Here is a 13157-nt window from a genome sequence, read left to right as displayed (position 1 = left end):
CCTCGCCAGGAAAAACTCGCTACTTCATGCCCAGGCGCTTCGCCATCCGCCCAAGATTCGCCCGATCAAGGCCCAGCTCACGCGCCGCGCTCGCCCAGTTATTGTGGTGCCGATCCAGGCAAGCGCTGATCAATTGCCGCTGATAATTTTCAGTCGCCTCACGCAGGTCTCCCGACACCAATGCCGCCGGAGTCGTAGCCGGTTGCTCTGACGCGACCTCAACGCTGCCGCTGGGCAACTCCAGATCCGCCGCACTCAAGCTAAGAATCTTCGGCCGCTCCTTGCAGTGCCCCAAGGCTTTCAGCGCGCTGCGACCAATCAAGTGCTCCAGCTCCCGCACATTACCCGGCCAGTCATACGCGAGCAACGCGGCCTGGGCGTCGCTGTTCAGGCGCAAGCTGTTGAGGCCCATGCGCGAGCGGTTCTGCTCCAGGAAGAAGCCGCTGAGCAGCAGCACATCCCGCCCGCGATCCCGCAGGGCTGGCACCAGCAGCGGGTAAACGCTCAAACGGTGATAGAAATCGGCACGGTAACGGCCACTGCGCACTTCTTCGGCGAGGTCGCGGTTGGTCGCGGCGATGAGTCGCACGTCGACCTGATGTTCCTTGTCTGAACCCAGCCGCTGCAACTGACCGCTTTGCAGCACCCGCAGCAACTTGGCTTGCACAGTCAGCGAGAGCTCGCCGACTTCATCGAGAAACAGCGTGCCACCATTGGCCAGTTCGAACTTGCCACGGCGGTCGCTGGTTGCCCCGGTAAAGGCGCCACGCACATGGCCGAACAGTTCGCTTTCCACCAGCGTGTCTGGCAGCGCGGCGCAGTTGAGGCTGATGATCGGCTTGTCGGCCCGGGGCGAGGCGGCATGAATCGCCTGGGCCACCAGCTCCTTGCCGACCCCCGTTTCTCCTGTGATCAGCACGGTCAGATCGCTGCCGCCCACCAGGCTGATTTCCTCCACCAGCCGTTTGTGGGCCTTGCTCTGACCGATCATTTCACGGTTCTGCTGACCGCTGGCCTGACGGTAAACCTCGGCACGCTGATGTTCGTCCTCGACACGATTGGCCAGCCGTTGGATGCGCTCGGCGGCGTTGACTGTGGCGGCGGCGAGACTGGCGAAGGCTTGCAGGGCGTCCAGTTCGATCGGTTCGAAACGTTCCGGGTCGAGGGCGTCGAGGGTCAGCAAGCCCCACGGGCGCTCGTCGATAAACAGCGGGCAGCCCATGCAGTCGTGGACTTCCAGATGCTCGTGGAGGCCATCGACCAAGCCGTCGTAAGGGTCGGGCATGTCGCTGTCGGCGGCAAAACGGGTCGGACCGGGGCTGCTGAGCAGGGCCTCGAAGCGCGGGTGTTCGCTGACTTTGAAGCGCCGGCCGAGGGTGTCGGTGCTCAAGCCGTCGACGGCCAGCGGCACCAGCCATTCACCATCGAGGCGCAGCAGTGCGGCGGCATCGCAGGGCAGCAGGGCGCGCATGGCTTCGAGCAGACGCCGATAACGCTCGCCCTCGGGGAGTTCGCGGGAGAGGTCCGAGACCAGGGGAAGCAACGTAGTGAGCAGGGATTTTGCAGTCATAGTGACTCCATGTAGTCGAGATGACTATAAGTCAGGCTGTGTCGTTATGACTAGAATGTTTTTAAGTAGTTGATTTTTAACAACTAAATAGCTGGCACGAAAACTGATATAGAGAGGGCAGTCAATTAGAAAGCCCAGTAGCTCAGGAGTCACCTTATGCTTAGCGTTCAAGACCGTGCAATCGTCAAATCCACTGTGCCGTTGCTGGAAAGCGGTGGCGAAGCATTGATCACGCATTTCTACCGCATGATGCTCTCCGAATACCCGGAAGTCCGCCCGCTGTTCAACCAGGCTCACCAGGCCAGCGGTGATCAGCCCCGCGCCCTGGCCAACGGCGTGTTGATGTATGCGCGCCACATCGATCAGCTCGACCAGTTGGGCGACCTGGTGGCCAAGATCATCAACAAGCACGTGGCCCTGCAAATTCTCCCGGAACACTACCCGATTGTCGGCACTTGCCTGTTGCGTGCGATTTCCGAGGTGCTGGGTGACGAGATCGCCACGCCGGAAGTGATGAGTGCCTGGGGCGCCGCTTACGGTCAACTGGCCGAAATCCTGATCGGCGCTGAAACCAGCATCTACGACCAGAAAGAGCAGGCGCCGGGCGGCTGGCGCGGTGCGCGGGCATTCATCGTCGCGGCCAAGGTCGAGGAAAGCGCGGAAATCACCTCGTTCTACTTTGAGCCGGCGGACAAAGGTCCGATCCTCGCCGCAGAACCCGGCCAGTACATCGGCATGAAACTGATCCTCGATGGAGAAGAGATTCGTCGTAACTATTCGCTGTCAGCCCTGGCGAACAAAGGCCAGTACCGCATCAGCGTCAAGCGTGAACACGGTGGCCGCGCCTCGAACCATCTGCACGATCAATTGCATGTAGGCGCCAGCATTCAGTTGTTTCCGCCATCGGGCGAATTCACCCTGACCGACAGCGACAAACCGTTGGTGCTGATCAGCGGCGGCGTCGGCATCACCCCGACCCTGGCCATGCTCGAAGCAGCGCTGGAAACCCAGCGGCCGGTGCACTTTATCCACTGCGCACGCAACGGCAGCGTCCACGCTTTCCGCGACTGGATTGATGGATTGGCCGAGCGTCACCCGCAACTCAAGCGCTTCTATTGCTACGACGAAGATGACGGCGTCAGCCCGGCGGCGGACAAGGTTGGTTTGTTGAGTCAGGAGCAACTGGGCGAGTGGCTGCCGCAGCAGCGCGATCTGGACGCTTACTTCCTGGGACCTAAAGGCTTCATGGCGGCAGTGAAACTTCACCTGAAAGCCTTGGGCGTGCCTGAGAAGCAAAGCCGTTACGAGTTCTTCGGCCCGGCCTCGGCGCTGGAATAACCGTTAAAGCGGCTGAACCTGTGGCGAGGGAACTTGCTCCCCCTGGACTGCGTAGCAGGCCCATCTTTTGGGGCCGCTTCGCGACCCAGCGGGAGCAAGCTCCCTCGCCACGATTGCTTGTCAGCCTTTCAATTCCTTCAGGTGTTTGTACACCGTCGCCCGTCCCATGTTCAGCACGTTTGCCACATAGTTGGAGGCGCTTTTGCCCTTGAAGGCGCCTTCGGCGTGCAGGGCCAGCACCAGTTCGCGTTTATGGTCGCGGGTCAGCAGGTTCAGGCTCAGCTGACGCTCGCGCAGCCAGCCGTGGAGGAAAGTGTTGATCCTCTCCTGCCAGTCATCGCGAAACAGTGAATCCGGTTGCGGGATCAACTTGCTCGGCGACAGGAACAGGTCCAGCGCGGCCTTGGCATTTTCGAACAGCGAAATATTCAGATTGATGCACAGCACGGCCAGTGGATGACCGTTGCTGTCGCGCAGCACGCTGCTCAGGCTACGAATCTTCTGACCATCCCAATTGAGTTTTTCGTACGGGCCGATGTTCCGTTCGCTGATGTCATCGCTGAGCATGTCTTCCAGCGCGGAGTCGTCACCGACTTCCCGCTTCGACAGGTTATTGGCGATGTAATCGACTTTCTGTGTGCGCAGATCGTGCAGCACCACCTCGGCGTGGGGAAAGAACAACGTGGCGATGGCATCGGCAATCGCTCGGAAGTTGTCCAGGGCCGGGTCTTTTAAAGGTGCGTTCATACAGTGGAGCTCCAGGCAGCGTCAGCGCCCTGCAAAAAGGGCGCTGGAAGTTTGCCGCAATCGTGTCGACACGTCACCTGAGGACGCGGATCAGCCCAGGCGAGCGGGGGAGAGCATCCCGGCATCCAGGCCGAAGCGCGTCAGTTGCTCGGGCAAGGGCACGCCGCGCACCAGTGCGGCGCTGGCCTGGCCCATGGCGGGCGAGGTCTGGATGCCGTAACCGCCTTGCGCGGCCACCCAGAACAAGCCGGGTACCTGCAGATCGAAACCGCACAGCAAGTCGCCGTCGGCCACGAAGCTGCGCAAGCCGGCCCAGGTGCGGGTCGGACGGCGGATGGTCAGGGTGGTGGCTTCTTCGATCTGGTAGATGCCCATGGCGATGTCCAGTTCTTCGGGCTGTACGTCGTGCGGTTCCACCGGGTCGGCGTTGGCCGGTGAGCCGAGGAACATGCCGGCGTCGGGCTTCATGTAGAACGACTCGTCGAGGCTGACCAGCATCGGCCAATGGTGGATGTCCACGCCTTCTGGTCCGGCGAAGATGAAGGCCGCACGGCGCTTCGGTTGCAGACCCAGCGGCCTGGCGCCGGCCAGTTCGCCGATCTTGTCGGCCCAGGCGCCGGCAGCGTTGATGATGACCGGGGCGCTGAAGGTCTGGCCGTTGGTCCGGACCTGCCACACGCCTTCGCCGTCGCGGGTCAGGCTCAGGACTTCCGTGTCGGTATGCACTTCACCTTTATTGCGCCGGATGCCGCGCAGGTAACCCTGGTGCAGGGCATCGGTGTCGATGTCGCTGGCGGTCGGGTCGTAGATCGCACCGTGGACTTTTTCCCGGCGCAGGATCGGCAGGCGTGCACAGGCTTCGTCGGCGCTGAGCAGTTGCATCTCGGGCACCGTGGCTTTGGCGCTGAGGTACTGATTGTTCAATTCGGCCGGGTCGCCGGTGAAGTCCACGGTCATCTCGCCACGCGGGGTCAGCAGCGGGTGTTCGCAGAAGTCGGCGGGTGGGGCGTCGAAAAAATCGCGGCTGGCCTGGGTCAGTGCCCGGACCTGCGGTGTTCCATAAGCGGCGGTGAACAGCGCAGCCGAGCGTCCGGTGGAGTGATAGGCCGGATGGGATTCGCGTTCGAGCACAATCACCCGGGCGTGCTGCGACAGCCAGAAACCGGTGGAAGCGCCGGCAATCCCGCCGCCGATGATGATGAAATCTGCCTGGCTCATGTACGTCTCCTGTCGAGCGCAAATGCCAAAATTGTAGAAATCCCCTGTAGGAGCTGACTCGTTTCACTCGTCAGCTCCTACAGGGGGTTGTGGTGTCAGGAATGTAGGCGGTAAATGGCATTGGCCAGCGCGATGTCTTCCAGGCCCAGGCCGATGGAGCGGAAGAATACGTGGCGGTCGTAGCGGGGGCGCTGGACTTTTTCGCTGATCAAGTCCGGCAGGTCGCCGACAATCGCGTTCGTGTCCCAGCCATGTTGCTCACCGGCAATCAGCATTTCGCCCGCCGAGCCCGGAGTGGTCAGACGATAGTCGCAGAACACCTGCATGTCGTTGAGGCTCTGCGGCGGCACTTCGTGGGCGCGTGGAGCGTTGGTGCTGATGGAGGTGATCAGCGCTGGTTTGCTCAGGCTGGACGGCTCGATCACCGGACCAGCAGACGAGGTGCACAGCATGATGACGTCGGCGTCCTCAACGGCCGCTTCGCGACTGTCGACGAGCTTCAGGCGTGGATCGAGGCTTTTGATCTCGGACAGGGCTTCAGGGCTGAGGTCGCTCAGGTTTGGCGAGAAAAGGTGGATGCTTTGCCAATCGCGCAAACCTTTGACGTAATGCAGGTGCGCCAGGGCAACCTTGCCACTGCCGATGATCGCCAGGCGTTGGGCGTTCAACGGAGCAAGGGCGTCGACAGCGACGGCGGTGGTTGCGGCGGTACGCGCAGTGGTCAGTTCGCCCGCATCGCAGAGCAACAGCGGCTGGCCGGTCTGCATCGACATCAGCAAGGTCCATGCGGTCACCAGCGGGCCTTGTTCGCGCACGATGTAGGGCGACGTCTTGACCCCGTAGACCCCGTCTTCGGCCAGCACGCCCAGGTAGTTGATGAAGTCGCCGGCACCCTTGGGGAATTCCACCAGTTGCTGCGCCGGTTGCACCGCTTGCCCGGTGGCCAGGTCGCGGAACAGTTTGCGCAGGATCTGCGGCACGTCGACCTGTGCCAACAATTCACGGGCCTGGGGTTGGGTGATCACAAAAGGCGTGCTGGACATGGTCGGCTCCGGGAGCTGGAAGTAAACTAATTTGTCCATTATGGACTTTTAGTTATCGCGAGCAATATCCGGGGCAAAAAAAAAGCGCAGTCCGTTTCCGGCTGCGCCTCTTTCAGCAAGGCCCGCGTTACGGGCGCTTGCGCTCAACCGCCCGCAACAGATGCGTCGGTGGCGTTTCACAGCTGATCTTGCGACCCAGCAGCGCTTCGATGGACGGTAGCTGGTAGGAATCATCTTCCCCGGCAAAACTGATGGACACACCGTCGGCGCCAGCACGACCGGTACGGCCGATACGGTGCACGTAGTCGTCCGGGACTTCCGGCAGGGTGAAGTTGATCACGTGGCTGATGCCGTCGATGTGAATGCCGCGACCGGCGACATCGGTGGCCACCAGCACGCGGATCTTGCCTTCGCGAAAGCCTTCAAGCGTCTTGATGCGCTTGTGTTGCGGCACATCGCCGGACAATTGCGCGGCATTGACGCCGTCGCGTACCAGGCGTTCTTCGATGCGCCGCACTTCATCCTTGCGGTTGGCGAAGACCATCACCCGCTCCCAACCGTTGTCGTTGACCAGGTTGTAGAGCAGTTTGTATTTGTCGGCACCGGCCACCGCGTAGATGTGCTGTTCGACGTTTTCGCTGGCCACGTTCTGCGACTCGATCTCGACGATCGACGGGTCGGTGGTCCATTGCTTGGCGAGGTTCATCACGTCTTCGGTGAACGTCGCGGAGAACAACAGCGTCTGGCGCTCGTTCTTTGGCGGCGTCTGGCGAATGATCTGACGCACTTGCGGGATGAAACCCATGTCGAGCATGCGGTCGGCTTCGTCCAGGACCATGACTTCGACCATGTCCAGGTGCACGTCGCCGCGCTGGTTGAAGTCGAGCAGGCGGCCCGGCGTCGCGACGAGGATGTCGCAATGACGCGCTTCGAGGTGCTTGAGCTGCTTGTCGAAGTCCATGCCGCCGACAAACGTCATGACGTTGAGGCCGGTGTACTTGGTCAGGTCGGCGGCGTCCTTGGCGATCTGCACAACCAGTTCACGGGTCGGCGCGATAATCAGCGCCCGAGGCTCGCCCATGTAGCGCTCTTTCGGCGGTGGGGTTTGCAGCAACTGGGTAATGATCGAAATCAGGAATGCAGCGGTTTTACCGGTGCCGGTCTGGGCGCGACCGATGGCGTCTTTGCCCGCGAGAGTGAAGCCCAGCACCTGGGCCTGAATCGGCGTGCAATACGGAAAGCCGAGATCCTGGATGGCGTGCATCAGTTCCGGGGCAAGCTTGAAATCGTGGAAACGGGTTTTGCCTTCCTGGGGTTCTACGACGAAATCTTCAAGTTTCCAGGGGATGACCGGTGCTTTTGGCTTGGGCTCGCGACGCGGCCTGGCAGGTTTCGCGGCTTCGCCGGACGGGGCTTCAGCGGCAATGGCTTCGACAGCGGGGGTGGCTGGTGCAGGCGTCGGCGCGTGTTTCGGTGCCGATACGGGTGCGGTCCGGCCAGGCTGATTACCGTCGGTGCGGTGGCTGGGGGTGTGAGACGGAGCGCTGGAGACTGGCGCGAGCTGCTCAGTCTCGCTTTTACCGAACATTTTCTTGAGTGCTTTGAGCACGGTCATCTCATCAATTGATTAAGGAATATACGGCGGCCAGTGTAATGCAAGAATCGGGCGCGGCGTAGGGGGATGGATCAATGGGCTGTTTTTCAGCTGAGCCGTTAACGCAAGCGCTCGCCGAGCCAGACGCCGATGTCGCGAATCTCCTCGGGTAACACTTCGTGACCCATTGGGTATTCCTGCCATGTCACGGTGACACCACGCTGCTTTAAATACTCGTAGGCGGTCCGTCCCATCGAGTTCTGCACCACATCATCGTACTGACCGTGCAGCGACAGCACCGGAATGCGCTGCTGGCTGGCGCAAAGCTCCAGTTCATCACTGAAAGTCGGTGCATAAGTAGAGAGGGCAAGTACGCCACCCAACGGCCCCTGCCATTTCAGGAATGCGGTATGGAACACCACGGCGCCGCCCTGGGAAAAGCCTGCCAGAAATATCCGCGAGGCGTCTATTCCAGCGGCTCGCTGCACGTCGATCAATTTAATGATCCTGTCCGACGACTCTTCAAGCTGCTCGCGGTTGATCGCGCGTGCAGGGCTCATGGCCAATATGTCGTACCAGCTCGGCATCTCGTAGCCACCGTTGATAGTCACGGCGCAGGTCGGTGCCTGAGGGAGAATGAAGCGAGTGGTCAGCAAGGTTTCCTGTAACGCTTCGGCCACCGGCAGGAAGTCGTAACGGTCGGCGCCCAGGCCGTGCAGCCAGATAACGCAGGCGTCTGCGGGCTTGACGGGTTCAAGGATAAGGGGCTCGGTCATGGCTGCTCCAAATGTGTGCGTGCGCTCTCATTGAGTGCGTGATGTGAGTGCGTATCGGGTTGATCAGTTACGAAGATGTCGCAAGGGTGCAAGTTTTGCTATTGACCTGTCGCTGAATCGCTTTAGCGCCCGGTCTGGTACGGGCTTTGCTATAGGAAAGCCTGTACGAAAATCCCACGCCTGTCGGTAACACTATCAGGCCATTGTTCGTGGTGGGATAGCAAAAAATCCGGTGATGGATGTTCGCCAGTGGCCGCTACGGGCTTCGCGAACGTGAAAGGGCTACAGCCCGTTCGGCCGATTGGTGAGAAGTGAGTGATCCATGATTTGGATTTTCTCCTACTAGACTCATAGCGCAGGTCCTACGTCGGTTGACCCTAAAAAAAGCCAACACGGGTCGACTACGCCTCATAAGGGTGCGACTGGACTCAAGCTCCGACACAACAAGAGCAAAACTGGAGGTTTGAATGAAGATGTTGAAATCCACCCTGGCCATCGTGACTGCAGCCGCAGTACTCGGTGTCAGCGGGTTCGCTCAGGCGGGTGCAACCCTGGATGCAGTGCAGAAGAAAGGTTTCGTACAGTGCGGCGTCAGTGATGGCCTGCCTGGTTTTTCGGTTCCGGATTCCACTGGCAAGATCGTTGGTATCGATGCTGACTACTGCCGTGCTGTTGCCGCTGCCGTCTTTGGCGACGCGACCAAGGTCAAGTTCAGTCAGTTGAACGCCAAGGAGCGCTTCACCGCGCTGCAGTCCGGCGAAATCGACATCCTGTCGCGCAACACCACCATGACCAGCTCCCGTGACTCGGGCATGGGTCTGAAATTCCCAGGCTTCATCACTTACTACGACGGCATCGGCTTCCTGGTTAACAACAAACTCGGCGTCAAGAGCGCCAAGGAACTGGACGGCGCGACCATCTGCATCCAGGCCGGCACCACCACCGAGCTGAACGTTTCCGACTACTTCCGTGGCAACGGTCTGAAATACACCCCGATCACTTTCGACACCTCCGATGAAAGCGCCAAGTCGCTGGAATCGGGTCGTTGCGACGTACTGACTTCCGACAAGTCCCAACTGTTTGCCCAGCGCAGCAAGCTGGCTTCGCCGAAGGACTACGTGGTTCTGCCGGAAACCATTTCCAAGGAACCGCTGGGCCCGGTCGTGCGTAACGGCGATGACGAGTGGCTGGCTATCGTGCGCTGGGTTGGCTACGCCATGCTCAACGCTGAAGAAGCAGGCGTGACCTCGAAAAACGTTGAAGCCGAAGCCAAGGGCACCAAGAACCCGGACGTTGCACGTCTGCTGGGTACCGACGGTGAATACGGCAAAGACCTGAAAGTGAAGAAAGACTGGGTCGTCCAGATCGTCAAGCAAGTGGGTAACTATGGCGAAGTGTTCGAGAAGAACCTCGGCAAGAGCACTCCTCTGGAAATTGACCGCGGGCTGAACGCTCTGTGGAACAACGGCGGCATTCAATACGCACCACCAGTGCGCTGATGGTTCTATCACCCGGTGGGCCAACCGCCGGGTGATGTTCTGTTCCATTACATCCGGGGCACTTCATGCAAAATTCAATCGGCGCACCAAAGCAGAGGCTCAGCCTCAGCGATCCCAAAGTGCGTGCGTGGCTATTTCAGATCATCACCATTGTGGCGGTGGTCTCGATGGGCTGGTATCTGTTCGACAACACGCAGACCAACCTTCAACACCGGGGCATTACCTCCGGTTTCAGCTTTCTGGAGCGCAGTGCCGGTTTCGGCATCGCTCAAACCCTGATCGACTACACCGAATCGGACAGCTATGCCCGGGTGTTTGTCATCGGCCTGCTCAACACGCTGCTGGTGACCTTCATCGGCGTGATCCTGGCGACGATCCTCGGGTTCATCGTCGGCGTGTCACGGCTGTCGAAGAACTGGATCATCGCCAAGCTGGCGACTGTTTATGTGGAAGTCTTCCGCAACATTCCCCCGCTGCTGCAAATCCTGTTCTGGTACTTCGCGGTGTTCCTGACCATGCCAGGGCCACGCAACAGTCATAACTTCGGTGACACCTTCTTCGTCAGCAGCCGCGGCCTGAACATGCCGGCCGCATTGACGGCGGACGGTTTCTGGCCGTTTGCGGTCAGCGTCGTCGTGGCCATCGTCGCCATCGTGCTGATGTGCCGCTGGGCCAACAAGCGTTTCGAAGCCACCGGCGTTCCGTTCCACAAGTTCTGGACCGGCCTGGCGTTGTTCCTGGTGATCCCGGCGTTGTGCGCGTTGATCTTCGGTGCCCCACTGCACTGGGAAATGCCCAAGCTGCAAGGTTTCAACTTCGTCGGTGGCTGGGTGCTGATCCCGGAACTGCTGGCGCTGACCCTGGCCCTGACCGTGTACACCGCGGCGTTCATCGCCGAGATCGTGCGTTCGGGCATCAAGTCGGTCAGCCACGGCCAGACCGAAGCGGCACACTCGCTGGGCCTGCGCAACGGTCCGACCCTGCGCAAGGTGATCATCCCGCAAGCCCTGCGCGTGATCATTCCACCGCTGACCAGCCAGTACCTGAACCTGGCGAAAAACTCCTCGCTGGCGGCCGGTATCGGTTATCCGGAAATGGTTTCGTTGTTTGCCGGTACGGTGCTGAACCAGACCGGGCAGGCGATCGAAGTCATTGCCATCACCATGAGCGTGTACCTGGCGATCAGTATCAGCATTTCCCTGCTGATGAACTGGTACAACAAGCGCATTGCGCTGATCGAGCGGTAAGGAAAAGCGCATGAGTACTCATATTTTCAAACCTGACATGCCGCCACCAAGCAAAGTCTTCGGGCCGATGGCGTGGATGCGCGCGAACATGTTCTCCAGCTGGCTCAACACCCTGCTGACCCTGTTCGCGTTCTACCTGATTTACCTGGTGGTTCCACCGATTCTGGAATGGGCGATCATCGACGCCAACTGGGTCGGCACTACCCGCGCCGACTGCACCAAGGAAGGCGCCTGCTGGGTGTTCATCCAGCAGCGATTCGGCCAGTTCATGTACGGCTACTACCCGTTGGACCTGCGCTGGCGCGTAGACCTGACCGTGTGGCTGGCGGTGATCGGCGTGGCACCGTTGTTCATCTCGCGCTTCCCGCGTAAAGCGGTGTACGGGCTGAGCTTCCTGGTGCTGTACCCGATCATTGCCTACTTCCTGCTGCATGGCGGATTGTTCGGCCTGACCACCGTGGCGACCAGCCAGTGGGGCGGCCTGATGCTGACGCTGGTGATCGCCACCGTCGGCATTGCCGGCGCCCTGCCGCTGGGTATCGTCCTGGCCCTGGGCCGTCGTTCGAACATGCCGGCGATTCGAGTGGTCTGCGTGACCTTCATCGAATTCTGGCGCGGCGTGCCGTTGATCACGGTGCTGTTCATGTCCTCGGTGATGCTGCCGTTGTTCCTGCCTGAAGGCATGAACTTCGACAAACTGCTGCGGGCGCTGATCGGCGTGATCCTGTTCCAGTCGGCCTACGTCGCCGAAGTGGTGCGGGGCGGTCTGCAAGCGATTCCAAAAGGTCAGTACGAAGCGGCCGCGGCGATGGGCCTCGGTTACTGGCGCAGCATGGGCCTGGTGATTCTGCCGCAAGCCCTGAAGATGGTGATCCCGGGCATCGTCAACACCTTCATTGCGCTGTTCAAGGACACGAGCCTGGTGATCATCATCGGCCTGTTCGACTTGCTCAACAGCGTCAAACAAGCCGCTGCCGACCCGAAATGGCTGGGCATGGCCACTGAAGGCTATGTATTCGCGGCCCTGGTGTTCTGGATTTTCTGTTTTGGTATGTCCCGCTATTCCATGCATTTGGAACGTAAGCTGGACACAGGCCACAAGCGCTAAAAGCCGTACCTAATTTAGGAAGTTTTGTCATGAGTGAAGCGATCAAACAGCCTGCAAGCCCTGAAGGCATTATTCAGATGCAGGGCGTGAACAAGTGGTACGGCCAGTTCCACGTGTTGAAAGACATCAACCTGAACGTCAAGCAGGGCGAGCGTATCGTCCTGTGCGGCCCGTCGGGTTCCGGCAAATCCACCACCATCCGTTGCCTCAACCGTCTGGAAGAACACCAGCAGGGCCGGATCGTGGTCGATGGCGTGGAACTGACCAACGACCTCAAGCAGATCGAAACGGTCCGCCGCGAAGTCGGCATGGTGTTCCAGCACTTCAACCTGTTCCCGCACCTGACCATCCTGCAGAACTGCACGCTGGCGCCGATGTGGGTGCGCAAGATGCCCAAGCGCAAGGCCGAAGAAATCGCCATGCATTACCTGGAGCGCGTACGCATTCCGGAGCAGGCGCATAAATTCCCTGGGCAACTGTCCGGCGGTCAGCAGCAGCGTGTGGCGATTGCCCGTGCCCTGTGCATGAAACCGAAAATCATGCTGTTCGACGAACCGACTTCAGCGCTCGACCCGGAGATGGTGAAGGAAGTTCTCGACACCATGATCGGCCTGGCCGAAGACGGCATGACCATGCTCTGCGTGACCCACGAAATGGGCTTCGCCCGCACCGTGGCCAACCGCGTGATCTTCATGGACAAGGGCGAGATCGTCGAACAGGCTGCGCCGAACGACTTCTTCGACAACCCGCAGAACGATCGCACCAAACTGTTCCTGAGCCAGATCCTGCATTGATCGAAGCCAGGCAGTGAAATAAACCCGGACTCTGTTCCGGGTTTTTTTTTGCCTGAAATTTCACCATTCCTGTGGCGAGGGAGCTTGCTCCCGTTGGGCTGCGCAGCGGCCCCCAGGGGTTGGCCAGTGATTGGCTATTTTGAGTGCTTCGCGCTTGAGCGGGGGCAAGCTCCCTTGCCACAGTTTTTGTGTTTGCCCCGACTTCGCAGTTGTCCTGTCGGGC

Annotated in this window: 11 protein-coding genes; 5 read left to right on the top strand and 6 right to left on the bottom strand. The window is 60.1% G+C overall.

Annotated features, from left to right (window positions below; translation table 11 throughout):
- Positions 1 to 19: 19 nt before the first annotated feature.
- Positions 20 to 1570: a nitric oxide reductase transcriptional regulator NorR gene (norR, locus tag ACM1ZW_RS03370; RefSeq protein ID WP_017340666.1), complete on the bottom strand. Its 1551-nt coding sequence runs from the start codon at positions 1568 to 1570 to the stop codon at positions 20 to 22.
- A 156-nt stretch (positions 1571 to 1726) separates the two neighbouring features.
- On the opposite strand from norR, the gene hmpA reads away from it, so the two are divergent.
- A complete protein-coding gene (gene hmpA / locus ACM1ZW_RS03365) occupies positions 1727 to 2908 on the top strand; it encodes an NO-inducible flavohemoprotein (protein ID WP_416740161.1) in 1182 nt (393 codons plus the stop codon).
- Positions 2909 to 3028: 120 nt separating this feature from the next.
- Here the strand turns inward: hmpA and ACM1ZW_RS03360 are convergent, their stop codons facing one another.
- The 5 genes from ACM1ZW_RS03360 to ACM1ZW_RS03340 all read right to left on the bottom strand — a co-directional run bounded on the left by ACM1ZW_RS03360 (position 3029) and on the right by ACM1ZW_RS03340 (position 8286).
- Positions 3029 to 3655: a helix-turn-helix transcriptional regulator gene (locus tag ACM1ZW_RS03360; RefSeq protein WP_017340664.1), complete on the bottom strand. Its 627-nt coding sequence runs from the start codon at positions 3653 to 3655 to the stop codon at positions 3029 to 3031.
- Between the two features lie 90 nt (positions 3656 to 3745).
- On the bottom strand, positions 3746 to 4873 hold the full coding sequence (locus ACM1ZW_RS03355) for an NAD(P)/FAD-dependent oxidoreductase (protein ID WP_416740160.1): 1128 nt from the start codon (positions 4871 to 4873) through the stop codon (positions 3746 to 3748).
- Between the two features lie 95 nt (positions 4874 to 4968).
- A complete protein-coding gene (locus ACM1ZW_RS03350) occupies positions 4969 to 5916 on the bottom strand; it encodes an ornithine cyclodeaminase family protein (RefSeq protein ID WP_017340662.1) in 948 nt (315 codons plus the stop codon).
- Positions 5917 to 6043: 127 nt separating this feature from the next.
- Positions 6044 to 7531 carry an ATP-dependent RNA helicase RhlB gene (rhlB, locus tag ACM1ZW_RS03345; protein ID WP_017340661.1) on the bottom strand — a complete coding sequence of 496 codons (1488 nt, stop codon included), beginning with the start codon at positions 7529 to 7531 and terminating at the stop codon, positions 6044 to 6046.
- Positions 7532 to 7629: 98 nt separating this feature from the next.
- Positions 7630 to 8286, bottom strand: a complete 657-nt coding sequence (locus ACM1ZW_RS03340; RefSeq protein WP_017340660.1) for an alpha/beta hydrolase — start codon at positions 8284 to 8286, stop codon at positions 7630 to 7632.
- Between the two features lie 467 nt (positions 8287 to 8753).
- On the opposite strand from ACM1ZW_RS03340, the gene ACM1ZW_RS03335 reads away from it, so the two are divergent.
- The 4 genes from ACM1ZW_RS03335 (at position 8754) to ACM1ZW_RS03320 (ending at position 12934) form a co-directional block, all read left to right on the top strand.
- Complete coding sequence (locus ACM1ZW_RS03335; RefSeq protein WP_017340659.1) at positions 8754 to 9785, top strand: amino acid ABC transporter substrate-binding protein; 1032 nt, start codon at positions 8754 to 8756, stop codon at positions 9783 to 9785.
- Between the two features lie 65 nt (positions 9786 to 9850).
- On the top strand, positions 9851 to 11032 hold the full coding sequence (locus ACM1ZW_RS03330) for an amino acid ABC transporter permease (RefSeq protein WP_017340658.1): 1182 nt from the start codon (positions 9851 to 9853) through the stop codon (positions 11030 to 11032).
- Positions 11033 to 11042: 10 nt separating this feature from the next.
- Positions 11043 to 12140, top strand: coding sequence for an amino acid ABC transporter permease (locus ACM1ZW_RS03325; protein ID WP_416740159.1), 1098 nt, complete (start codon positions 11043 to 11045; stop codon positions 12138 to 12140).
- 29 nt (positions 12141 to 12169) lie between these two features.
- Positions 12170 to 12934: an amino acid ABC transporter ATP-binding protein gene (locus tag ACM1ZW_RS03320; protein ID WP_017340656.1), complete on the top strand. Its 765-nt coding sequence runs from the start codon at positions 12170 to 12172 to the stop codon at positions 12932 to 12934.
- The last annotated feature ends 223 nt before the right edge of the window (positions 12935 to 13157 follow it).

Origin of the sequence: Pseudomonas sp. NFX71 (assembly GCF_048079215.1) — a bacterium.
Lineage (GTDB): Bacteria > Pseudomonadota > Gammaproteobacteria > Pseudomonadales > Pseudomonadaceae > Aquipseudomonas > Aquipseudomonas fluorescens_B.
This window is presented reverse-complemented; position numbering and strand designations above follow the sequence as displayed.